27 protein-coding genes are annotated in these 23373 nt (G+C 56.5%); 12 read left to right on the top strand and 15 right to left on the bottom strand.

Annotation, left to right across the window (positions count from 1 at the left end):
- Nucleotides 1–63: 63 nt before the first annotated feature.
- The 4 genes from ACWHYZ_RS00895 to ACWHYZ_RS00880 all read right to left on the bottom strand — a co-directional run bounded on the left by ACWHYZ_RS00895 (nt 64) and on the right by ACWHYZ_RS00880 (nt 4619).
- Entirely contained in the window at nt 64–636 is a 573-nt protein-coding gene (locus tag ACWHYZ_RS00895) for a Tll0287-like domain-containing protein (RefSeq protein WP_447985424.1), read from the bottom strand.
- Between the two features lie 8 nt (nt 637–644).
- Nucleotides 645–3062, bottom strand: coding sequence for an ATP-binding protein (locus tag ACWHYZ_RS00890; RefSeq protein WP_447985423.1), 2418 nt, complete (start codon nt 3060–3062; stop codon nt 645–647).
- A 20-nt stretch (nt 3063–3082) separates the two neighbouring features.
- Nucleotides 3083–4126, bottom strand: a complete 1044-nt coding sequence (locus tag ACWHYZ_RS00885; RefSeq protein WP_447985422.1) for an ATP-binding protein — start codon at nt 4124–4126, stop codon at nt 3083–3085.
- A 73-nt stretch (nt 4127–4199) separates the two neighbouring features.
- A complete protein-coding gene (locus tag ACWHYZ_RS00880) occupies nt 4200–4619 on the bottom strand; it encodes a response regulator (protein ID WP_447985421.1) in 420 nt (139 codons plus the stop codon).
- 200 nt (nt 4620–4819) lie between these two features.
- Between ACWHYZ_RS00880 and ACWHYZ_RS00875 the strand changes: the two genes are divergently transcribed.
- Both ACWHYZ_RS00875 and ACWHYZ_RS00870 read left to right on the top strand, forming a co-directional pair.
- Complete coding sequence (locus ACWHYZ_RS00875; protein WP_447985420.1) at nt 4820–5767, top strand: RluA family pseudouridine synthase; 948 nt, start codon at nt 4820–4822, stop codon at nt 5765–5767.
- A gap of 226 nt (nt 5768–5993) precedes the next feature.
- On the top strand, nt 5994–6416 hold the full coding sequence (locus ACWHYZ_RS00870) for a hypothetical protein (protein ID WP_447985419.1): 423 nt from the start codon (nt 5994–5996) through the stop codon (nt 6414–6416).
- A 195-nt stretch (nt 6417–6611) separates the two neighbouring features.
- Here the strand turns inward: ACWHYZ_RS00870 and ACWHYZ_RS00865 are convergent, their stop codons facing one another.
- Entirely contained in the window at nt 6612–6788 is a 177-nt protein-coding gene (locus ACWHYZ_RS00865; RefSeq protein WP_447985418.1) for a hypothetical protein, read from the bottom strand.
- Between the two features lie 75 nt (nt 6789–6863).
- Here ACWHYZ_RS00865 and ACWHYZ_RS00860 point away from each other — a divergent pair, with 75 nt between their 5' ends.
- Nucleotides 6864–7274, top strand: coding sequence for a GNAT family N-acetyltransferase (locus tag ACWHYZ_RS00860; RefSeq protein WP_447985417.1), 411 nt, complete (start codon nt 6864–6866; stop codon nt 7272–7274).
- 232 nt (nt 7275–7506) lie between these two features.
- On the opposite strand, the gene ACWHYZ_RS00855 is transcribed toward ACWHYZ_RS00860, so the two are convergent.
- The 3 genes from ACWHYZ_RS00855 to ACWHYZ_RS00845 form a co-directional block, all read right to left on the bottom strand.
- Nucleotides 7507–8325, bottom strand: a complete 819-nt coding sequence (locus tag ACWHYZ_RS00855; protein ID WP_447985416.1) for a metal ABC transporter permease — start codon at nt 8323–8325, stop codon at nt 7507–7509.
- A 78-nt stretch (nt 8326–8403) separates the two neighbouring features.
- Complete coding sequence (locus ACWHYZ_RS00850; protein WP_447985415.1) at nt 8404–9225, bottom strand: metal ABC transporter ATP-binding protein; 822 nt, start codon at nt 9223–9225, stop codon at nt 8404–8406.
- A 118-nt stretch (nt 9226–9343) separates the two neighbouring features.
- Entirely contained in the window at nt 9344–10252 is a 909-nt protein-coding gene (locus ACWHYZ_RS00845) for a metal ABC transporter substrate-binding protein (RefSeq protein WP_447985414.1), read from the bottom strand.
- Between the two features lie 452 nt (nt 10253–10704).
- Here ACWHYZ_RS00845 and ACWHYZ_RS00840 point away from each other — a divergent pair, with 452 nt between their 5' ends.
- Nucleotides 10705–11907, top strand: coding sequence for an anhydro-N-acetylmuramic acid kinase (locus ACWHYZ_RS00840; protein ID WP_447985413.1), 1203 nt, complete (start codon nt 10705–10707; stop codon nt 11905–11907).
- Nucleotides 11892–12443, top strand: coding sequence for a DUF2726 domain-containing protein (locus tag ACWHYZ_RS00835; RefSeq protein WP_447985412.1), 552 nt, complete (start codon nt 11892–11894; stop codon nt 12441–12443). Before ACWHYZ_RS00840 ends, ACWHYZ_RS00835 begins: the two co-directional genes overlap by 16 nt.
- An 89-nt stretch (nt 12444–12532) precedes the next feature.
- Here ACWHYZ_RS00835 and ybgF read toward each other — a convergent pair whose 3' ends face one another.
- Both ybgF and corA read right to left on the bottom strand, forming a co-directional pair.
- Nucleotides 12533–12976, bottom strand: a complete 444-nt coding sequence (gene ybgF / locus ACWHYZ_RS00830; protein ID WP_447985411.1) for a tol-pal system protein YbgF — start codon at nt 12974–12976, stop codon at nt 12533–12535.
- 89 nt (nt 12977–13065) lie between these two features.
- Nucleotides 13066–14169 (bottom strand): magnesium/cobalt transporter CorA, encoded by a 1104-nt coding sequence (gene corA / locus ACWHYZ_RS00825; RefSeq protein ID WP_447985410.1) that lies wholly within the window; start codon nt 14167–14169, stop codon nt 13066–13068.
- Between the two features lie 434 nt (nt 14170–14603).
- On the opposite strand from corA, the gene ACWHYZ_RS00820 reads away from it, so the two are divergent.
- From ACWHYZ_RS00820 to ACWHYZ_RS00800, 5 genes are read left to right on the top strand one after another with little or no spacing between them, the layout of a single operon-like run.
- Entirely contained in the window at nt 14604–14798 is a 195-nt protein-coding gene (locus tag ACWHYZ_RS00820; RefSeq protein WP_447985409.1) for a hypothetical protein, read from the top strand.
- A 29-nt stretch (nt 14799–14827) separates the two neighbouring features.
- Entirely contained in the window at nt 14828–15343 is a 516-nt protein-coding gene (locus tag ACWHYZ_RS00815) for a hypothetical protein (protein ID WP_447985408.1), read from the top strand.
- A gap of 36 nt (nt 15344–15379) precedes the next feature.
- Nucleotides 15380–15832, top strand: a complete 453-nt coding sequence (locus ACWHYZ_RS00810; RefSeq protein WP_447985407.1) for a DUF421 domain-containing protein — start codon at nt 15380–15382, stop codon at nt 15830–15832.
- The gene (locus ACWHYZ_RS00805) at nt 15829–16128 is read left to right on the top strand and encodes a BON domain-containing protein (RefSeq protein ID WP_447985406.1); all 300 of its coding nucleotides are present in this window, start codon (nt 15829–15831) and stop codon (nt 16126–16128) included. The genes ACWHYZ_RS00810 and ACWHYZ_RS00805 overlap by 4 nt, the downstream gene beginning before the upstream one ends.
- A gap of 39 nt (nt 16129–16167) precedes the next feature.
- Nucleotides 16168–17298: an outer membrane beta-barrel protein gene (locus ACWHYZ_RS00800; protein ID WP_447985405.1), complete on the top strand. Its 1131-nt coding sequence runs from the start codon at nt 16168–16170 to the stop codon at nt 17296–17298.
- Between the two features lie 3 nt (nt 17299–17301).
- Here the strand turns inward: ACWHYZ_RS00800 and ACWHYZ_RS00795 are convergent, their stop codons facing one another.
- Entirely contained in the window at nt 17302–17778 is a 477-nt protein-coding gene (locus tag ACWHYZ_RS00795; RefSeq protein WP_447985404.1) for a DUF6328 family protein, read from the bottom strand.
- Between the two features lie 63 nt (nt 17779–17841).
- Nucleotides 17842–18303, bottom strand: a complete 462-nt coding sequence (locus ACWHYZ_RS00790; RefSeq protein WP_447985403.1) for a DUF4112 domain-containing protein — start codon at nt 18301–18303, stop codon at nt 17842–17844.
- Between the two features lie 357 nt (nt 18304–18660).
- Here ACWHYZ_RS00790 and ACWHYZ_RS00785 point away from each other — a divergent pair, with 357 nt between their 5' ends.
- Nucleotides 18661–18993, top strand: coding sequence for a hypothetical protein (locus tag ACWHYZ_RS00785; protein ID WP_447985402.1), 333 nt, complete (start codon nt 18661–18663; stop codon nt 18991–18993).
- Nucleotides 18994–19020: 27 nt separating this feature from the next.
- Nucleotides 19021–19560 carry a hypothetical protein gene (locus ACWHYZ_RS00780; protein WP_447985401.1) on the top strand — a complete coding sequence of 180 codons (540 nt, stop codon included), beginning with the start codon at nt 19021–19023 and terminating at the stop codon, nt 19558–19560.
- Between the two features lie 5 nt (nt 19561–19565).
- On the opposite strand, the gene ACWHYZ_RS00775 is transcribed toward ACWHYZ_RS00780, so the two are convergent.
- The 3 genes from ACWHYZ_RS00775 to ACWHYZ_RS00765 are packed head-to-tail and all read right to left on the bottom strand — an operon-like array spanning nt 19566 to nt 23363.
- The gene (locus ACWHYZ_RS00775; RefSeq protein ID WP_447985400.1) at nt 19566–20954 is read right to left on the bottom strand and encodes a S1 family peptidase; all 1389 of its coding nucleotides are present in this window, start codon (nt 20952–20954) and stop codon (nt 19566–19568) included.
- A 31-nt stretch (nt 20955–20985) separates the two neighbouring features.
- Nucleotides 20986–22245 carry a hypothetical protein gene (locus tag ACWHYZ_RS00770; RefSeq protein ID WP_447985399.1) on the bottom strand — a complete coding sequence of 420 codons (1260 nt, stop codon included), beginning with the start codon at nt 22243–22245 and terminating at the stop codon, nt 20986–20988.
- A gap of 23 nt (nt 22246–22268) precedes the next feature.
- Entirely contained in the window at nt 22269–23363 is a 1095-nt protein-coding gene (locus ACWHYZ_RS00765; protein ID WP_447985398.1) for a FecR domain-containing protein, read from the bottom strand.
- Nucleotides 23364–23373 lie beyond the last annotated feature (10 nt).

The raw sequence follows: 23373 nt of genomic DNA, 5'->3' as shown, positions 1-23373 counted from the left end.
CATCTTTCTCGGCCCGTGCATCGCCTCTGTTCTCGGGTCATTCCCCTCAGCTCCCCGCGATCCTTAGGGCCCCACCGGCAATGTAATCACGATACCGCCCATCACGTCGTTCAATTTGAAGTCGCGTCGTGGGCTATTGGGATGGGCATTATGGCATCCGATGCAGGCTTGAGCCACGGCAAGATCGGCATAGATGGCCTGAAAATAGCGCCGTCCAGCGCTCTCAACATACCCGGTGTACGTTTTCTCAGGCTGCTTCAAAATTATTTCTAGCCCGCCACGCTCGAAATCCGTCGCCGGTCCATTGCGTTCATAGATGGGCCAGAGACTCACCAATCGATAGCGAATGCCCCGATCCTTCTTGGCGACCATGCGCGCGGAGTCGATCAAAAACTGCGCTGGGAGCGGCAGAGTATTTTGGGACTCCCAGTTCTCCGACGCGGCCACCACGCCCTTTTCCTGCATACGATCGACGACGTGTTTGGTGTAAATCGCGCGATCGGCCTCGATCACAGCATGGATATAATCTGCAACAATGGCAGGAGGAATTCCGGGTGTTGGTGTCTCACGTTTCGCGGCGATAAACGTACTCGCGAGCGACACAACGAGTCCAACGATCATGAAGAACCTTGCCATACCGGCGCTCATGAGACGCGGCGGCATTCGCTGGGTTGCATGACAGGCACGACAATGGAAACCATTGAACCCTGCCCTTCTTGTGATTCGATCTCGATCTGCCCCCCAAGGCTCTCGACTATTCGCCGCGCTATCGTAAGGCCAAGGCCGCGACCTTCCCCCTGCGCCTTCGTCGTAAAAAATGCATCGAACACTTTCGCCAAATACACACTCGGGATACCGCACCCCGAATCGGAAATCTTCACCGAGATCTGACTATGAGTCATGTCGGTGCGCACCTCCAGCACCCCCTGCCCCTTCATGGCCTGCACGGCGTTGGTAAGTACATTCACCAACACCTGGCGCAGTTCGTTGGGCCTGATCTGGATCCTCGGCAACCGTCCGAATTCTGTGTGAATCCTGATGCCCGCGCCGGCATCGGTAGTTCGCAGGCGGCCTAAGACCTCTTCTATCAATTCATTGCAATCGATCATGGCTTGTTGATCGTCCGATTCGCGGAGCGCCTGTCCCGTCAGTTCCTGTATCACATCCGCCATACGTTTCGCCTGCGCCACCACATCCTTCGCGAGCTCCTTAATGAGTTGAGGGTTTGACTCTTCCGCAATGACTTCTCCGAGGCCCATCACGCCGAATAACGGATTGTTCAGCTCATGTTTCAGACCGGACGCCAAGAGAGAGAGGCCTGAAAACTTCTCGGCTTGAATGACTTTCTCCTGCAGCCGCCGCTCATCGGTGATGTCGCGAAATACGAGGCCGAGACGCGACGGCTCGCCTGACACGGGTCCGATACGGAACCATTGATACTCATACAACCGATGATCGACACGCAATTCCAACGGTCGCTGCGCATCATGTGGCAACGTGGGAGCTAAGGGATCTCCAAACTCCTCCCCGATAGGTTCACTCCCTTGGTCCTCACAACGCTGCCGGTCAAGCTGGCCTTGTAACTGCTCCGCCTCGTGCCCATCTATGCGCAGCAGATCTTTCAGCAATCGAATCCCTTCCGTCCCGCGAGTGCCGACGAATGCCTCCTGCGCAGCGCGATTCAGATATTCCACCTGTCCATCCCCGTCGAGGAGAATGATCGGGTTCGGCACGCTTTGAAGGATCTGTTGATTGACCACCTGTAACGTACGCACCTCTTGCGTCTTTTGCTCCACCGTATCCGTCAATCCGGAAAAAGCATATTCCAATTGGGTATTCATGCGGTTCATCTCATCGCCTAATTGCTCGAGCTCATCTCCGGTATGCACGGTAATCGGCCCCTTCAGTTCGCCTTTCCCGATGAGCGATGCCGCCCGTTGTAAGTAGCGGATCGGGGTGACGATCCGACCGGACGCCACGTATCCCAATATGCCCAACAATCCCATGGCCACCAAACTGAAGCCGCCAAGCCAGGCGAGAAAATGATGCGTGGGCGCCGACAACTCCTCGGACGCCTGCCAGACAAAGGTATGCCAGGTGGACCCGGTCGAAGCCTGCGTGAGATGGGACGTGCCGGGCAGTGTAGAAAAGCCGATGACCGAGATCCCTTGCCCGCCGTGGCCGTCACTGTCCGCCTTGACCCAGCCGGCCTGCGGGTTCGTGACGAGCCCAATGAGATTCGAATCGGCCAAGCGAGACCCGGTCGGCAAGATGGGGCACGCCATAACCGTGCCCTGGCTATCAAGAAGCATGACGTGACCCGTTTTGCCAAAGCGAATCGGAAACAGCGACGGCGCCAGAAAATCCCGGGCATCAAAGACTCGATGCAATACGCCGATCGCCCGGTACCGAATTCGATCCATGATCGGCAGCGACATATGAAAGGCATAAAGGCCTAATTGTGAATCGAAATAGACGTTCCCGATATGTGTTTGGCCAACGCCATTGTCGTACGCCGTCCGCCACCATTCCAGGTCACGAACCGTATAGGGGACCTGTGCCGTGGTGCTGGCGACGACATTGCCGCGCACATCGGTTACGAACAGCGCTCGCGTAGCCGCCCGGGCGGAGGCCGGAATGATCTGGCCTGTTTCCCCCTCCGGGCGCGCAACTTGCTGTTTGAGAAACCCGGCGAAGCGGCTCTCCGTCAGCGAGTCGAGTAACGCCGGATCGCCGGCCTCCCACCGGCTCTTGGCGTCTTCCTCAGCTGCCAACAGTGCAGCTTCCTCTTGTTTTTGGATGCGACCATACTGGACTTCCATCGCGTTGACTACGAGGGGAGCACGAGCAATGCGCGTGGTCCGGGTCAGCTCATCGCTGAAGACAAGGTCCATGGTTCTGGCCGCTTCAGCCGCCAGGCCCTCGAAGTTCACACCTGCCATCTGGTGCAGCTCTTCGGTACCCTGCACGAGAGCCATCCCCATGCCCACCACCAGCGGGACCGCACCCACGAGCAGCATCGCACTGATCAACTTACCTCTCAGGCCAAGACGAGATCGCATTCGTCCTTTCGATGTTTAATTCACAGGGGAGAGGACGGGAATCGGATCGTAAAGGTGGCGCCCTTGCCCTCTTCACTCTCCACCGCGATGTCACCGCCGTACTTGCTGACCAGAGTTTTGACGATTGACAACCCCAGCCCGGTCCCCACTCCCCGATCCTTAGTGGTAAAAAAAGGCGTGAAGATCTTTGGCATGGATGCGAGAGGAATTCCTGGCCCCGTGTCTTGAATGGACACGAGTATCTTGGCCGCCTCACTCTGTATCCTGAGGGTGATACGGCCTTGTCCGTTCATGGCCTGCACCGCGTTGGTAATGAGATTCACGAAGACTTGGAGAAGCTCGGCGGCATCGGCATGGAGTGAGGGAACCGTATGATATTCGCGCACGATTTCGACCGCATTACTAACAGTAGCGAAACGAGCCATCTTGACAGCCTGATCGACAAGGTCGGAAAGCCGCACGGATTCCGGCTCCGAACAGGAAGACCTCGTATAGGCCGTGAGCCCTTCCACAATGGAGGTCAGGTACCTGTCCGCCTTTAGAATCTCCTGGGAGTACTCCTTGATACGGGAGGGGTCCAGTTCTTCTTCGATGACGAGTTCTTCTTCGATAAATTGCGCGAATTCACGAATGCAATACAGAGGGTTTTTCAAATCATGCGCAATCTGTGCCGCGAAGGTCCCCAGGGTGGCAAGCTTGTCGGCCTGCATCAGTTGCGCGCGAAGCTCTTGCTCCTGTTGTACCAAAGTCCATAACAGGCGCGCGGCCTTGCCGCTCATCGTCTCGACATCGGGAGCGTGTGCCGCGGCTATCTGCGACGGCATCGAGGTATCTCCCGTCACATCGAGAATAAGATGCGCTCCATCCATGGCCAGGAGCTCCCCGATACTGGTCGTCGTGGGAATATTCAGCCGTCGCGCCAGCCGCAAGCCTGGCGCGCGAGGATCCTTGTCGGCCACACCACACACTTCAACGCCTGACTCGCGCGCCAAGAGATCGAGCAATGCGGTTCCGCCTTTACCGGCACCCAAGATCAAGACCTTCAACGGCTCCCGTGATTCCATCTTCGTTACCCTTCACACGTGCCCCGTAGAGGGTGGCACGCCGCCATGCAGCATACTCAGAGTCGGTGAGCCCTTACGTCGCGAACAGGGCTCGCCTTTCCATGGCCTGTTTGACTGCCGCCAACAGCTTGTCGCGGTCGACCGGCTTCACCAAGTAATCAGCCACTCCGTCCTTTAACATAGAGGTGGCCAGCTGGAAATCGGGGTAAGCCGTCAAAACAATAATCGGAACAGAAGGGTATTGAGCGCGAAAATACTTAATCGCTTCCGTTCCATTCAGCTGCGGCATACGGACGTCACAAATAATGACATCGATCATCATCGGATTCTCGCCGCTATTGAGCGCTTCAATAGCTTTGGCGCCGTCCTCGGCTTCTACGACATCAAACCCGCCTTTCCGCAGCACCGTGCCGACAACTTTCCGGATCTGCTCCTCGTCATCAATCACGAGAACTCGACCCTCAACTGATCGCTCGCTTACCAGCCACGCCATAGCACCCCTCCTTGTAGGTGGTCAGTCATCCCATCGCTATCTCGTTGTGCAAGGCAGGGGCCAGTCGAAGGCAATGAAAATCGATTGAAAGGGCGCTTACTTATGAGGTAGCGTGCCTCATCGCCGGCAAACAGCGTCAGAAGAGGTGGTGCGGATGCACCAGGTCGGCTGAGATCCACCAACGCGCGTCGAATCTGTCGATGAAAATAGAACTGACAATTACGCCCGGTGAGACGCCGAAACGGCTGGATGTCTTCTTGGCAAACCGTGAACCGACTCTCTCGAGATCTGCGCTGCAGCGTTTGATCGTTGGCGGAAGCATCACGATTAACGGACTCGCCGTTCGGCCAAGTCAGAAAATCAGACCCGGGGACCGCCTTGAGCTCAATATTCCTCGACCTGAACCGCTCGCGCTTCAGCCGGAACACATTCCATTCGACATTGTGTACGAAGATGAATGGCTGCTGGTCCTCGACAAACCGATCGGCCTCGTCGTACATCCTGCGCCAGGCCACTGGTCCGGCACACTGGTCAATGCTCTCCTCTACCACTTTCGACATACCGGAGGACTCTCAACGATCGGGGGGCAGGAACGGCCTGGTCTGGTCCATCGCCTCGATAAGGAAACATCCGGGGTGATGGTCGTCGCAAAGACCGATCACGCCCATCGGTCCCTGGCTCATCAGTTCAAGCACCATACCATCATCCGTGCGTACGAAGCGCTGGCGTGGGGCACGCTGAAAAAATCGGAAGGGCGCATCGAACTGGCGATCGGTCGAGACACGAAAGAACGGAAAAAGTTTTCCGCTCGAACAACGAGACCGCGGGAGTCAGCGACGGACTATCACGTACTGGAACGCTTCGGGAAGATGGCGACGCATGTGCTTCTTCGGCCTTTGACAGGCCGCACCCATCAGCTTCGGGTTCATCTAACCTCACTCGGCCATCCTCTCCTTGGCGATCCCACATACGGAGGACGGAAGGTGAAGGAAATCGCAGATCTCACCATTCCTCGTGTGATGTTGCATGCCAAAACATTGGGCTTCACCCATCCCGGCACTGGAGCGGCTCTGGCATTCAGCACACCATTACCGGCGGATATGGCCGCCATGGTCGAATCGCTGCGGCACATAGCGCGCGACACATAAGGCGCTCAAGCTGACTAGCCAGCTATGAAGATAAGTCGTCAGCACATTCCCGTGGCAGTACGGTGAGGCTTGAGCGAATGCGCGCAGGAACAAAGCAAAGTCAGGAGTGCGTCCTGGCGCACTTGGGGCCTAAGGGTACAAAGAAGCCTTTTTCAACATCCTGTCAAGTGCTTGACAGATGAATCCAAGGCCTGTATGCATCAAGGATTATGTTGGGGTGGAATCGATGACTTGCCACGAAGTGCTCGATCTCCTGGGGAGTTTAGTGTCCGCACTGAAAACCTATGGGGGGAAACTGCCGCCTGTCGTGCATCTGTCCTCCCTCCCTGGCGGACTCAAGCCGACACCGGAATCGATTGAAGGGTATGAGACGACCGTTTCCCGATTTCGCGACCAGAGCGGCAAATCGGTGTACCGTCGGCTGAACGATCACTTTCTTGATTCGCTGGAGGCGTTCGAGGCCGGAAAACTACTCAGCGCAATTCAACCACTGCTGGCGGTGCTGGACCTCTTGGAAATGATGCAGCATGACAAAGATATTGCCGTCACGCCGGCCGAAGCCAAACGCCTGGTGGAATACCGCGTCGCATTGAACAAACTACTTCCCGGCAATCAACCGGAACTCGAGGGCGCAGGGAGAGGGATGTAAAGAAGAAAGTTTGGTGTTGATTCACGCTCCTTCCCGCGCTAAGCCGCAAAGAGCACGGTCCAAGGAAAGAGCAGGATGCTCAAAAAGGCAGTCAGCGAGGCCTGCAAGGAGTTCGGACGCCGAGGCGTACAGTGCGAGTACGTTGAGGCGTCCGAATGACTGAGAACGAAGCAGGATGCCTTTTCCAGCATCCAGCTAGTGACCCATTTTGGGGCCGGCCGCATTGGCCCCACTCATCACCAGCTTAATACGGACCAATGCATGGCAATGCGGACATTTGGTGCGGACTGTGTTCTCGTCCAGATATTCGAGATCCGCGTCCTTGGGCCACATTAATTGAAAACAGCGTGGGCAGGTCTTCACTTTGGTCATTCGCCGTCACCTCGATAGCATGCGCTTATCAATAGAACACTAACCTAATACAAGGAGGGTCAAACTCTCAAGACCATGATTAGCTTCTCTGACCGCAAGGACATCGACGCAGCCCTATTGGTGGCCCTGTACCGTCAAGCGCCATGGGCCAACACCCGCAACCCCGAAGAGGCTCGCGAGATGTTGACCCATACCGATGTGGTGATTACGGCATGGAATGGGAATCGATTGGTGGGGTTCGGCCGAGTCCTCACCGATTACGTCTACCGCGCGTCGATCTGGGACATCATTGTCGACACAACCTACCAACGGCAGGATATCGGCACCCAAATCATACAACGCATCCTCGAGCATCCCGATCTGAAAAGAGTCGAACTCTTCTGGCTCTGCACCCGGTCGCCAGGCTTCTACGAAAAATTGGGGTTCAGCTCGAACGAGCAAACGGGGATGGTGTGGGCGCGCGCAAAGCACGCCCGCCTGGAATGACGGCTGCTGAAACCGACAGCAATTTCACCCGCCTGCGCCAAGACGAGGTCTTTCCCGGTCTGAGTTCTCGTCTTGAAAGCATCCTCAACGTACCCAGAGGCTACGCCTCCGACGCTTTCCGCGTCTGCGGCTTTGTTGGATGGCGGTTGTGAACGGCCTGATGTGGCTGTAGAGATTTCGGGTGCTCCCTGAGAAGTAATTTTTGGAAATATCATTAGGCGTTGACTCCCGCTTAGGTAAGAAGCCGTCTTGACCGTTTTGGCGACACCAAAATCGACACAAAAAATATGCCCGTCGCCAGCAGCACAATGGCCGGGCCGGTCGGCACGTCCCACATATACGAGAGCAATACCCCACCGACTGCCGAGCTGGTCCCGATGACCACGGCATAGAGGGTCATGTGACGTAAGCTGTGCGTGAGCTGATAGGCCGTGGAAGCCGGGATGAGGACCATGGCAAAGACGAGAATCGCGCCGACAGTTTTGAGCGAGACCACCATGGTGAAAGCGATGAGCGTGAGTAACAGATAGTACATCCGTCTCGCAGGGACGCCCGAGGCTTCGGCCATCTCCTGGTCAAACGCGATGAAGTACAGCTCTTTAGAAAACAACAAGATGATCCCGAGGACCAGAAAGCTCAAAATAAGGATGATGCGCAGCTCTTCGGACGTGACCGACAACACACTCCCAAATAAGTAGCCGTATACTTCCGCATTGTAGGTTTTCATCAGCCCGATGAAGAGAATGGCGAGCGCCATCGTCGCGGTATACAAAATGCCGATCGACACATCCAGCTTCATGCGTCCTTGCTCTTCCATGACCCCGGTGACCCAGACGGTCGCCAAACCGAACAGGATGGCCAATGGCAAGGGGGGCAGGCCGATTAAATAGGCCAGGGCGACGCCGGCAAAGGCGGCATGCGCAGTTCCGGCTCCGACAAACGCCAATCCACGCAGCACCACAAAGACCCCGATGACCGAGCACAATGCCCCGACGAGCGCCGCTGCAAGGAGGGAGCGCTGCATGAAATCATAGGAAAGCAGCTCAAGCATAACGAAACGCGTTCAGCTATGAGCGTTCAGCTTCTACAAGGGCTGACACTGATAGCTGAGATCTGATGGCCTTTCTCTTCAGTGGTGGTGATAATCCTCGACGATGACGAGATCCTTATCCGTGATCACGACATCCTTACCGTAGACCTGCTTTAAAATATCGGGCTTGAGGACATGCGCCGGGGGACCGGCCGCATACAACTTCGTTTTGAGCAGCACCAGCCGATCGACATGCATACGGATCATGTTGATGTCGTGCGTAATCAATACGATGGTGAGTCCAAGATCATGGTGCAACCGCTTGATAAGATCCAGCACGCTGTGTTGCGTCACGATATCGATGCCGGTCGTCGGTTCATCAAGCAACAAGACTTGCGGTTGCTGAGCCAACGCCCGGGCAATAAAGACGCGTTGCTGCTGACCGCCCGATAACAGCCCCAATGCATCATGCCGGTGATTGAGCATTCCGACATGGGAAAGTGCCTCCTCCGCAATGTCCCGATCGCGTTTTCCCGGGCGCTTCAATACGCCCAGCACGCCATACCGCCCCATCATGACGGTCTCCAGCACGGTAATGGGAAAATTCCGATCGATCGTGCCCTTCTGCGGCAGATAGCCGATTTTGGCGCGATGATGGCATTGGAGCTTCTCGCACGAGCAGTCAAAAATCTGTAGGGTGCCTTCTAGCGGACGCATCAATCCCAAAATGGCCTTGCACAGGGTCGTCTTGCCGGACCCGTTCGGACCGATGACGCCCACGAATTCCCCGCCGGCGATCTCGAGGGATATATCCTTGAGTGCAATGACACCGGGAAATCCGAAGGAGGCATGGTCGAAGCGAACAATCGAATGCGTCTTGGGGGAATGCTGAAAAAGCCCTTCAACTGCGATCTCAGTCACGCGTACTCCTCGCGTACCAAAAGCGTACGCGGCGGGTCTCCGTTCTTGCGGCCTTGCCGATCGCCTTTTTTGAGCATGCCGGATCCTTTTATCTGTCAAACCTTTCGGTGCGGCATTCTTAGGATAGGGCGTTGGCAAGCTGCATGACGTTATAGCGGAGCAAACTCAAATAGGTTTCCGTGCCCGGCATGGCGCCCGGCAAGGGGCTCAGCACGACGATCCGCGCACCTGTTTCACGAGCCAACATGCCGGGAATTTTAGAATTCATCTGCGGCTCAGACACGATCACGCGAATCCCCTCTTTGCGAATCCGGCTGACCAATTCCTGCAAATGATGCGCCGACGGCTCCGCACCGGCTTGCGTGACGATCTCATCGAAAATGCGAAAGCCAAACCGCCGTGCGAAATAAGGCCAGGCAGGATGATAGACCACAATACGGCGATCCTTGGTAGTCTTTAAACGTTCCGTTAACTCTTTCTGCAATTGATCCAACTGACGCAGATAAGCAGCCTGATTGTCTCGATATACGGAGGCATGGGCCTGGTCAATTTTGATTAAGGCTTCCGTGATATGACGCATCATGATCTTGGCATTTTCAGGATCCAGCCAGATATGTGGATTCCCGCCATGTGCATTGTCCTCCGCGGCCTGATGGCCGTCATCTCGACTCTGATCTCGAATCAGCGCAATGCCTTTGGATGTCGTAATGACGGCCAATGATGCACTGCCAGCATTTTTGACCAGTGACGATACCCACACCTCAAGCCCTGCACCCACCTCCACCAGTAGTTGGGCTTTGCGTACGGCAATGATGTCGCTTGGTTTCGGCGAATAGGTATGTTCACTTTCTAAACCCGATAAGAGTGACAAGACTTGCACATGAGAACCGCCGACCTGCTCGACAAAGTCCTTGAGCACGGGCATCGTCACCACGACCTGAATCGGTGGACCGTTCTTCGGCGACTCAGCAGCCCACGCACACATCGGTAAGGCAAAAGCCACAATACCAACGCCCCAGGCAGCCATCTTTAACATGAAAGACCGAACGCGCATGGGGCGCGAACGTAGCAGACGATTGGGGCAAAGTCAAAGGATGAGGAGGTGTAGGTGAAGCATCCGGCCTCGGTGCTCGCAGAGTGCGCACGATCAGAATGTGCTCACTCGATGCGCGCAATGGAGTCCGGATACTTCACCTACACCGGGGGAGAGAAATAAAAGATGATTTAGCAAACGCACCGTCCACGCGAAGACGGTGCTCCTTCGGGAAAGGGCGCGCCTTGGCGAGCCCGAGGTGGATGGGTGAAATATGGCGCAGTTGGAGAGCGTCCGAATGCCTGCCGGGAGCGAAAAAAAGAAAGGGTCGACAAAAGGATGAGCACAAGGCAGTGATGCCGACTCACACTGATGAGCAAAACGTATAAGAGGTATAAGAGCGGGCTTGACCCTTACGGTCTATTCAGTTAGCGTAGCCGCGCTTTATGAAGCTGAAGACAACGCGCACCAAGATTGGCAAGAGTAGGAACGTCATCGGACTCATGTCCGGCACGTCGGCAGATGGTGTCGACGCGGCATTGGTCAGAATCAGTGGAAGTCGCGATGCCGTTAGGGTCAAGCCGCTCGCTTTTTCGTCGCTGCCCTACCCGCGTGGACTGCAGCAGCGTATTGTCTCGGCTGCCGCGGGCGGATCGGTCGCCGAGATTTGTCATCTCAACGCCGTGCTCGGCGAGTGGTTTAGTCGTGCTGCCCTTCGCGTTATCACACAATCCGGATTACCCCCTTCGCAAGTCCATCTGATCGGGTCCCACGGTCAGACGATGCACCACCTGCCGACACCTGTTCGCGAATATGGCATCGGGCCTATACGGTCCACGCTTCAAATCGCCGAACCCTCGATTATTGCGGAGCGCACAGGGATTACGACCGTCGCGAACTTTCGACCGCGCGATATGGCGGTTGGCGGTGAGGGAGCCCCTTTGGCCCCATACGCCCATTACTTGTTGCTCGGAGACCCGCATCGCTCTCGCCTGATCGTGAACCTTGGGGGGATCGGGAACGTGACCTATCTTCCGGCTGGCACAGCACTGACCGCCGTCCGAGCCTTCGATACGGGTCCGGGGAATATGGTGCTGGATGCGCTGATGCATCATTTCTCGGACGGTCGCCTTTCGATGGATCGCAACGGCCTTCTGGCCTCCAAGGGCAGTGTGGATTTGGCACTCCTAAAGACCATGCTGGCGCATCCGTTTCTTAAAAAGCGACCACCCAAATCCACCGGACGTGAAGAATTCGGGGACGCATTTATTGCCCGCATCCTAAAATCCACACGTCGATCGATGCGACGGGAAGATCTGCTGGCAACCGCGTCGCGCTTTACAGCGGTTTCTGTCGGCCTGGCAAGGCAGTGGCTCCCCGGCCATGTCGAAGAAGTGATCGTCGCAGGCGGAGGCGCTCATAACCGCAAGGTGATGGCCGATCTCGCCGCAGTCTTTGATCCGACACCCGTCACGCGCTTGGATGACCTGGGATGGGACAGTCGAGCGTTTGAAGCGATTGCCTTTGCGCTCTTCGCCTATCAAACGATGAACGGCGTCTGCACGAACGTGCCGTCAGTCACGGGCGCCTCACATCCCGTTGTGCTGGGCCAGATCACACCCGGACAGGTTGCATGGACACGCTCGTAGCATTCATCGCCGACAATATGGCGCCCATCTCCCTCGTGTTTGGAGGGCTGCTCGTCGTGCTGTTGCTCTGGTGGGCGACCATCTTGCTGACCAAACTCTCGAGGCGCAACGTGGCCGACGACACATCCATCCCGCCCGGCCTTGAACTGACGGCTCAGCCCTTCATGACAAAGGCGGAGGCGGCTTTCTATAACGTGCTCCGCCTCGCCGTTCAAGATGAATATCTACTGTTCGCGCAAGTGCCGCTGTGGTGCTTGGTGAACGTCCACGCCGCGGATCCACAAACTCGGGTCAAGTTTCTCGGCCAAATCGCGCTCAAGCGCATCGATTTTGTTCTCGTTCATCCGGGAACGTTGACGGTGGCAAAGGCAATTGAAATGGAAGAAGATCCGCCGTGCACGCAACGTCAGGTGCGAAATCAACTGGTGGAAGACACGCTCAAGGCCGCGGGAATCGACGTGTTGCGGCTGACGTTGAACCGAATCTATACGATCCCCGACTTGGCCGCAGCTTTAGATATTGAGCCCACTGAATGAAGTACATAAATCGACTAGAGGGGTCACGGGTAGAGTGAGAAGCGGGCTAAGCTTTACCCAACCCCGTACCCCCTTGATAACTTTTCCGCCTATCCCTTGAGCGCTTTCTTCGCAGCCGCGGCTTCCGGCGAACGAGGAAATTGGACGACCACCCGCTGGAATAAGATTCGCGCTTCTCGTCTCATCCGCAATTTGTCATACGCCATCGCTTTCTTCAGCGTCGCCGATGCCACCTTCTGACTCTGGGGATAACGCGTGATGACGCCTTCAAATGAGAGCACGGCATCGTGGAATCGACCCAGCCGGAACTCACATTCGCCGGTCCAATAGAGGGCACTCGAGGCGAGCGGACTCTGTCCGTGTAATTCCAGGAACAACCGGAATCCTGCCAGCGCAGCCTCATAATCCTTATGCTGGAATTCTTCCATGACGCGGTCGTACAACCGCTTCGGCGCATCGGATGGCGGCGTGAGGGCGAAACCCGGGGCACTCGCAAGCAACACAAGAAACACGCACAGCAGGGACAGTCTCATGCGGCATTGTAACAATTCACATGGAAGGGAGGAAAGAACGCGACGAAAAATATACGGGGTTCCCAGAGAGGATGTCACAATAAGTCGGATTAGAGCCAGCGTTTTCTTCGGAACACGACGACCATCAGTAAACCGATGCCGACCATCAATGCCAAGATGAGCGGATAACCCCATCGTGAATCAAGGCCGGGCATATGGCGAAAGTTCATACCGTAAACACTGGAAATAAACGAGAGCGGCATAAAAATGGTCGTAATGATCGTCAGCACTTTCATCACGCCCGTCATCCGGTTCGTCATGCTTGAAAGATACACATCCAGCATTTCGGCCACTGTCTCACGCGACGTTTCAAGTGTGTCGATAACCTGGACCACGTGATCGTACACATCGCGCATGTAAACGCGGGTCGATTCCGCAATCAGTTTTGAATCACCCCGCTCCAATCCACTCAACACTTCTCGAAGAGGCCAGGTCGCCCTCCTGACAAACAGCATTTCACGCTTGAGCACATGGAGATCTCCAAGGGTGTTTGGGCTTGGCGCCGCGAGTAAACGATCCTCAATGGCCTCGAGCGTTTCTCCCATGAACTCCAAGACCGAAAAATAATTATCGACCACCGCGTCGACAAGGGAATACAGGAGGTAATCTGCACCGGCGGCGGCAATACGGCCCTTGCCGGTCCGCAGACGGTCCCGAATAGGCCCCCACACGTCCGTGCCGTTTTCCTGAAACGAGAGAAGCAGGCGCTCGCCCATGACCAGACTCACCTGTTCGGCCAGCACGGCGGTGCGGCCAGCGTCAAGACACAACATCTTGAGGACGACATAAATATAGTTGCCATAGTCTTCGCGCTTTGGGCGCTGCTCGGTATTTACGATATCTTCGAGCACTAAGGGATGCAGCTGGAAGACATTGCCGATCTGTTCGATGAGCTGCACATCATGGAGTCCGCCGATGTCCAACCATGTCTGCGTGCCTGATTCCGTCGCCGCGTAGATCGCCAGAAACTCATCGACGCTTGTGAGGTCCCGTTGGCTAAAGACACCCTCACGATACTGAATGAGAGTCAGCCGGACGTGATCCGTCTTGCGCTCGCCGATATAAACTAGCGTTCCCGGCGGCAACCCGGCTTTCGCCGACCGCCGCTTTGCTTTCTTAGAAGAATCAATCCCAGGCGTGACGCGCTCAGGCATAGAGCCTCCGTACAAGACAATTCACCGTGCAGGCTTCCTACGACAGCTGCAATGTCGTCTGGATGGTAGATGGCCGAGGGTAGCAAAGACGTTCCCGTTGAGCAATGGCGGTCGGGTTAACACGCACGTCGCAAGGAGAAATACGGGGCATTCTGTCCAGGATCGAAGACAAGATGGAAAGTAAGCAGGTTCGTTCACCTAGGGTTATGAGATGCATCACAGCAGATTTGCTCGAAGGCGTGGAAATACCAGGGCTCCGGCATTGTGCACATGACTTCACGCTTCCCCGTTTCATCGGCGTCAGGGCCTTATCAGGCGCGTCCTTTGCAATGTTTCGGTCAGGAAGTCAGAGAGGAACTCCCTCTCCTATGTAACGGAACACAAACAATACGCAACGTCAGACGAACCGGATAGCGACCACCAAAGGAGAGAGTATGCGCTTAGCTCTTGCGATTATTGGATGCGCCATCTTCACCGCCTGCGCTGAGATGACCGTGATGGCTCAACCGCGCCCCATCCCTCCAGCCCCCGTTCCTCCGCGCTTGCCCGATCCTCTCCCTCCAGCGCCCACACCACCGCCAAAGGCCGATCCTATCCCGCCGGCACCGGTGCCTCCTCCAAGCCGTTGATGTCCTCGATGGAGAGAAGAAGACGGTCGATGGCTACAGCGGCTCAACACCACAGCTATCCGGACCTCAAACAGGATCTGCCCTTTCAGCATCGCACCTGGATGATTCAGCGATGTGGGTGGGGGGCGATGGTCCTCATTCTACTTGCCGCATGCTTAGGCGTTTTCGGTCGCGGCCCCCTCAGCGAGACAACGGCCGGGGATCCCTCAGCCCCTCTTTCATTCGACTACGAGCGCTTCGGTCGCTATCAAAGCGAGATGACCTTGCGTCTGCATGTCCATGAACGGGCCGACTCCAACGGCACTGTCCGGATTTGGCTCTCCAATAACTACTTGAGCAAAGTCCATATCGCACACATCATGCCGACCCCTGAGAGTGGGAAAATCTCATCGACCGGCATGACGTATGTGTTTCGGCAGAGCGGGTCGAAACTCCCTGCGGACATTATCCTAGACTTACAGGCACAGTCGATCGGGGTGATCTCGGGACAAATCGGCCTGGATGAATCGCATACGCTCCACTTCCGGCAATGGATTTATCCGTAGCGTTCGTGACGCCCACTCATCTCAAAGGAGGTTCATATGGACGCGGTGCTGCGTGCCACAGCCGTCTATCTGTTTCTAATGCTCGTTATTCGAATCGCCGGCCGCCGAACGCTCATGGAGATGACAACCTTCGACTTTATCCTGCTGCTCATCCTCAGTGAAGCCACTCAGAATGCGATGATAGGAAATGATTATTCCGTGACGAACGGCTTTCTGGTGATCTTGACATTAGTGGCACTGGACATTGGTCTCTCCCATATCAAGCATCGAATGCCGGTCATGCAAAAATGGCTTGACGGCGTGCCGCTCGTCATTGTCGAAAACGGTCGCCCGCTCAAGCATTTGATGAACAAAGCCCGGGTCGACGAAGAGGACATCTTGGCAATGGCCCGCAAGTCTCAGGGAATCGAGCGGATGGATCAAATCAAGTACGCGGTCTTGGAAAGCAGCGGGGGCATTTCCATTATCCCACATAGAACTTCGTCATGACGAGAAGCGTGCCAAAACCGGCGATACGATTGGTATTGCTCGTGGTCAGCTGTCTTCATCTGGCGTGCGCGCATGCAAACTACGCGGCAGACGAAGCCATCACCCGGGCCGTGGTTCGGGCCCTTGTCCATGAAGAAAAGGTTAATTTGACACGCGTCGACGTGCAAACCACGGAGGCAACCGTATACCTCAGCGGCGAGGTGCAGAACTATGCGCAGAAGCGACGGGCTGAAGACATCGCACGCACAGTGCATGGCGTCCGGCGCGTGGTCAATAAGCTGGAACTGCAACCTTAAATGGTCAGTCCACCTAGGCCGCCCAGACCTGCCGCATTTATGGCGGCAGCATTAGCCTGCCTGGGATTCCAGCTGGGGCTTTACCCGGCAACCAACGCTGAAGGACAGTCGCCTCCGGACGACGGCTGGCAATACGGCGCCTATCTCGATGCGGGCTATGGTGGGAATTTCAACTTTCCGGATAACCACCAGTGGCGAAGCAAACAAACAACGCCGCGCACCAATGAATTGGCTCCTAACATGGGATTGGCTTACCTTCGCAAGGAGCCACGAATGGGCTCTCGCTGGGGAATGGAATTGGCAGTACAAGGCGGCTATGACACCAAAGAATTGGTCCCGCGTGAACATCCGATGTCCGGGGCAGACACGCTTCGCCATCTGGCTCGCGCGAATATCAGCTATCTGGCTCCTGTGGGGAATGGGCTCGAACTCACCGCGGGCCTGATGAAAGGGTTCATTAACTATGAATCGTTCTATGCCAAAGACAACTTCAATTATACCCGCGCGTACCTGACAGACTATAACCCCAATTTTATCTTGGCGATCGGTGGACGCTATCCGATCACCCCAAACGTCAACGCTGGGCTTCATATTCTGAACGGCTTTCAATATTTGTCTCACTCTAACAATTTGCCCAGCTATGGCGCGGAGCTCGATTGGCGGATCACGACCCGGACCACTCTCTATCAGAATGTTTACTATGGCCCGGATCAACCCGAAACCCATGTAAAGTTCTGGCGCGCGTTTTCAGACAGCACGCTTCAATGGCGTGGCGACTCGCTGACGTTCGCCCTTTCTTATGACATCGGCACCGAGAGGTCATCGGCAGATGCGGCCGCATCACGTCAGTTTTGGATGGCGTCGGCACTCTACGCACGGTGGGAACTGGGAGGTCCGTTGGCGGTGGCGTTGAGACCTGAAATGTTTTGGGACCGGAACGGCTTGATGACCCAGGCGCAACAACTGCTCTGGGCCATCACGTCGACGTTGGATTACAAACAACATCTCGGGCCACAGCTGGCCGTCGTGCGTCTCGAATATCGCTACGACCGCTCCTCCGGCCCGGAAGGCGGATTCTTCACGGATGGGGAAACCGTACCGGGGACGCTTCGATTAGTCCGTGATCAACACGTCATTTGGGTGGGGTTAATGTGGGCATTCGACTCATGAGGGTTATCCGCCAAGCCATCGCCGAAAGCTTTTCGAGCGGGGCAGCATGAGCCAGCAAGCAACAAAGACGAGCAATAATAGACAAGCGCCGAGAAGGCTCATAACTGCATTCACCAGAATCATCCGGGCAATAAGATAAAAGTCGACGCAGATTGCTACCATCAGGGGGAACATGCTCCAGAGGAGAAGCCGAGAGGAAAGTGAAATAAACCGCTCAGGCAGCGTCGCGTGCTTCGCTTGACGATGATACGCCGCCGGCGTCATGACTAATGCCACCGCGAGAACAACGAGCACGACGGCCAGGAGATGAAGTTGCTGTTCAGTGGAGTCCAGCCGCTCCCAGAACCCTTGGTTGAAGACCGCCATCAATTGGAATCCAAACAACGCTTGAATCCCGGGCAGCACCATCCGGCATTCCTCTAAGAGATGAGTGATGGCCGTCGACGTCGACTCTCTCATCGCATCACTTTTGTCTGCCATACATCTTCTCCGATACAAGTTGAGAACGAACGCTTCGAAGACAGCATGCCGCCATCGAAGGCTTCACCCGAGCCATTGCCAGATGGCTTTGAAAGCCCAGACGATAGCAAAGAGCAGTCCGGCGAATACACAGATGATCAGGAGCAGCAATCCTATGACGAACCCCCAGTCGGCCAGCGTCGAGGCACGTCCTTCCTCTAGATGGCGCTCCAGCAATTCGACATTCCTTACGTTGCTCTGAAACCATGCGGAAAACACATCCCCAAAAAGAGGAATCGAACCGATCAGACCATTCAGTGCAATATTAACGCTCATGCGAATCAGCACAATCTTAGGCACGTGTAACTTGGCGGCAAGGAACAAGATCACCGAGCCGGCCAAACTCGCTACCGCATCACCGAATCCCGGGACCAGTCCTATGATCGGATCCAGCCCGATCCGAATATCGGTGCCAGGCACGCGAATGCTGCGATCGAGGACTTGCGCAAGGAATCGAGCAAAGGCGATGTAATCTTGCCGCGACATGAGTCACCATGAATGTGCTTTACGCTATCACGAGAATCGGAAACCCCGTACCGTGTCGGCGGGATGCTTATTGTTGACCACATAGGCGGACGACAGAAATCCCCTATTCCCCCGATGTCTTATCCATGCCTTTTCATCGTAAAACAAGTGTCTAACCAAGGAGGTACGATATGTCTTTCCGTTCCTCTCACATGGTAGCCGTCAAGGCAACGCGCCTGGGGTTGCCGCTTCTGGGGATGGTCGGTATACTCGCGTCGTCTTCTCCGGCATGGAGCCTCCACGTAGCGCTCTCCGACGAGGATCTCTCCCCCCGAGTCTCGGACCCGGGATTGGTACTCATCGCTGAGTCAGGCGGAAGTGGAGGGCGAGGCGCGGGGCAAGGGCCTCCATCGGGAACCGGGCCGGGCAGCGGCATGGGCTCGACCGGGGGAACCGGGAAAGGCAGCCCAGGAGGGACCGGACCCGGCAGCGGCATGGGAAGTACAGGTGCGACTGAGGGGACGGGGAACCCGGGCGGAGGAGCGAACATGGGCGGCGCAGGCTCATCACGGGGGAGTGGTGGAAGTTCACTGGGCGGCGGAACGAGTCCAGGGGGTAGTGGAAGTTCTGGTTCGGGCGGAACGAGTGCTGGCTCGGGATCAGGCGGAGGAGGGCGATAGGGTTTTGTCTCATACACCGGTCACCGCATAGATGGATATGGGATTCCGGTCGTGCCTGATGCGACCCTCAGGGGCCACGCTTTGGTTCTGTCTTTCTCTATGGCTGTGCGGATACACGCCCGTCACAGCGTTCGCACAGATGGGCGCGAACGGTATTCTCTTTGGAGAAGGGAAGCGGGACACCCTGCGAGATCTCACCGGCGTTGAAGTCGTCGTTGAATCGCTGGACGTGGACGGCCTCTCAAGTAGTGTGCTGAAGTCTGACATTGAAACCCAATTAGACCAAGCCGGCATCCGAGTTCTCAAAGATAAGGAACGGCTCAATCAACCCGGCTATCCCTACCTCTATATACGCTTGAGCCTTCTCAATGCCGAGCCGGTCCACACCTATTCCTTAGAAATCAGCCTGAATCAGACCGTGATGCTGACTCGCTCTCCCTCCATCTCGACTTTCGCGCCCACCTGGTGGATCCATGCGGACGGAGTGATGAGCCCACTGGACGTCTCGATGCTTCGCACGACGGTCCACGATTATCTCGGACGATTCGTCCGGGCCTACCAGTCCGTGAACCCGCAGGACAACACACTCCTCCGGTAAGGCACTCATCTGGCCGCGGCTTTGATCACCACCACTTGCGGTTTGGCATTTTCCATCAAGGTGGAGACCGGCTGCGACCGTGGCATAGACGCAGGCAAGACGTATTCGGATTCCGGCAGCATTGATAAAAGCCACTTCGGATATTGAATCTTGATGGCTATCCCGGTATCCGCAGACAACGGTCCCAAATTGGTAAACAGATGCTCGGCGTCAACCGGAGCCAACATCATGCCGATGACTTCGCCTTGTTCGTTCAGTACCGGTCCGCCACTGTGCTGAAGCGGAGTCGCAAGCGCGAGGGGTAGAATCCGAGGATCTCCATTCCCACTGCCCGGCAACGGACGTATCCGGGCCTCTTTCCAGATCACTTTTTCGAGGCCGCTGCTCGAGGGGGAAAGATCGCCGATCCACACACGGTCCCCCACTTTAACTTTCGTGCCATCGCCTAACCGAAGACCCAGCAGCGCGGGACTATCAGACCCCTCCTCTACCTTTAACAAAGCGACATCGCTGAGCCGGTCCCGCAAGACGAGGGCCGCTGGGAGCGCCTTTTCATGTTCGTAGACCGTCGCATAGGACATGCCAGCGACAAGGTGGTATGCCGTCACCACATAGCCGAACCCGACGCTAAATCCGGCCCCCGTGACCAGCGGACGCGTCGGCTCGGGAGCCGCGGCCACCGGTGCAAACGCAGCCGCGACTCGTTTCGGCGGTTCGGCGTGCATCGGCGTGTCGCCTTTGCGCGGGCTAGACTCCGCCATTTTTCGATCGATCGCCTCTGCATCCACCGGCATGCCGGCATACGCAAGCATTTTAGGAGCCGACATGAGGCCTTGGGCCATTGTCTGCAGTAGTTCTGCCATTGCTTTTCCGACGACGTCCAAAACCTTTTCTTCGGTATGCTGGCCCGAGGAGAAGATCGCGTCCAGCAGCGGTTGGTCCTTTCGATCGGTCACGCGGACGGCGACGGTGGCTCTTGCATCAAGGGTCGGCCGTTCGTTGACGAAGAGATTACAGTGTCCTTCCAATTCGATGTCCGGTGCCGCCGGCTCGATAAAGACATCGTACTGGCCGAGTTTCTTTTCTTTGACGAGGTCGACCTTCGTAAATGCATGCGACATGGCCTGGAGGGCGCCTTTTTCAAACCCCGATCCAATCTGAAATACAAAGGCCGTCGTACTGAACGGACAACTGATTTGTTCCTGGTCGGTTGCATTCCTGACAGCATCCGGCAAAACCAGCGCGGCCGTGAGGGGCAGCGCCTGTCCTTCCGTAGGAAGGGCATGGGGAGGACGCACGGTGAGATAGCGCGTCCGTGTGGCACAGGACACGGTGGAGAGCACAACTGCGAACACGGCACAGCCAAGAAAGGCGCGGTACATGATTGTTCTCATAACATCTCCACTCATCGTTAGGTCGAGTCGATTATTGTCGCGCAATCGGGATGCCCACGGGCGGCTCTTGCCTCAAACGTGCCCCATACCGGCAGGCTTCATACAGATCCCCTTCGGTTTTTCCGCAGAGCGTCGCCCGCTCGCTGTCATTCGACGTCAAGGCCCAAATCTCTTCGCCGACCGCCTCATAACATTTCATTTGATTGCCCCGCCCGGGGACACGCGGGCAGAAGTTCAACCCGCTTTCAGGCTTCGCCGTGATGTCGATAAAGTTTTTCACCAGGCCGACGTAACACCACGGTTGATAGTCAGGATGGCCGAGTGAACACATCCGTATGGATTCATCTGTCTGCTGCACGCTATAGGAACTGACATCCCGCCCCAGGCTTTGATAACACGGCACCCGCATCGCGGACGGGGCACGGTCGCAGGTCCGAGCGGCATCCGCCATGTCTCCGTGATTCAGATACAGGATGATGGAGGTCTGCATCAGGTAGCAATCCGTTAAATAGCGATCGTCCAGCATCGAACAAGGATGGAGAGGATCCGTGGCTTTAATCGCCACGAAATCGTCCGGCGACGGGTGCACGTGAGGCTCGGCCGTGGCGATAAGTTTCGGATGAGGCGCCGGGTGATGGGGGTGAATGGCATGGACGACATTCTCCATGAACGCGCCGCCATAACAGCTGTGGCGATCCCAGTCATCCGCGAGCAGATCGCACCCCTGCAGAGCGCGCGGCAAATCATGTGCATAAAAACTTGTGAGCCCATGGCCTAGAGCGTGGACGCATTGGAAGAGCAACCACCGGCTGCGGGTCTCCTTACGATAGGCCTGGCAGAGACCATTGATCCGTCCCGAGTCGGCAATCAGTACGGGATCAAGTATGTGATCGAGATAGGCTTGGATCACTCCATGGTAACACCCTGACTGAAACAATTCCGTGCATCGTGCGAACGTCTTTCCCATGTCCGGATCAGACTGAAAACCGGCAATCCCGATCGCATGGGCGTAGACATGTCCGTCACGCTGCACGTCCTCGTCAAACACGCCCAGCACCGAAAGGACATCCATCGCGGTAGCCAACCCGGATGTCTTTACGATATCTAGTAAAGCCGCTTCATAACAGGTGTACTTCTCCTGGCCTCCTTTGTCGCCACAGGCCTCGACCAAGCCAGTGGAGCTGGTTGATATTTTAGCGGCAGACACTGAGGCATGGACCTGTAGCGCATTATACATTGCCGTTCCAATGAAGATTGAAACGACAAGAACGAGAATTCGCTTCGTGCTCATGATCCTTTTCTCCTCTCTCGCCTCTACCTACGGCCAGGCGGTGAAGTCGGCGGCGGAGCTGGCGCTGGGGCCGGTGCTGGCGCGGGAGCCGGAGCAGGCGCGGGCGGTGGTGTCGGTGGCGGCACTGGATGTGGCGCTGGTGGAGCGGGCGGGCCAGGTTGAGCTGCGGAAGTTCCCGACGGCGATATAGGGGCGGCTCCAGAAATGACTGCCGGCGGTGTCATCATAACTTGAGGCACACGAACCTGCCCGGTTGGAGGAACCATGGCAGCTGGCTCCAGATTCGACGTACCGGTGACTATAGCGGGGTCGACTCCTGCTCCGACCACGCGCAAGGTTTCTTTCGCTGTCTCGGTTTTTGGGAAGGCTTTGAGTTCCGTCGCGGCAATCACCATCGCCACAGGCGGTGGCGGCGTAGCGGTCCACGTCGTTGGCGTGACAGAGCCTGAATTGGACGGAACGACGACATACTCGCTGGGATTGATGGTGATCGACTGGCCGGCCGACATCACCGTCACAGTGCCGGCCTGTCCGATGTTTGCGAGCCCGACCTGGCGGTGCAAAACAGCGGGTGGAAGTAAGGGTCCTGCAGATGGAGTGCCGTGGGCGGGGCTGTGCTGCTCTGCGTCCCCCTGAATGAGCGCCGGGATGCCTTCATCGATCCATACCGCGAAATAGGCGTCACGCGCCCCAATCAATGCCGCAGGTGTTTGCACTTGGAATGCCGAATCCGCGCCCGCCGGATGGCCGCCGATGGAATTGCGAACGGCACCTCGGTCGAGCTGAATAACTAATTTCGATGGAATGAGACTGCCGTGGGAAAATTCGCGAATGGCAATACGGCTATTCTCAGCGATCGTCAGCAGACTATCGTCCTGAAACAAGATCTTCAGTCGTGAATGCGATTGCGTTTCAATCACATCATGGATCAATACCTCATCCTGTCCATTGAGCAGCAGCGGCTTGGCACTCCCTTCTCGCGCGACATAGGCTTTCCCTTCGAGGGTGGTGATGAGCCCAATAGAATCTGTCGCCGCCGTGGGTGCCGAGGATGGCCACATGGTCAGGGTGAGGCCGACACCGACCAACATCGCGACCCGTGTGAGAAAACTGGACATCGATCGCGCG

The organism is Nitrospira sp. Nam74 (assembly GCF_965152615.1).
Note: the sequence above shows the minus strand (reverse complement) of the source record. Positions and strands in the feature narration are given on the sequence as shown.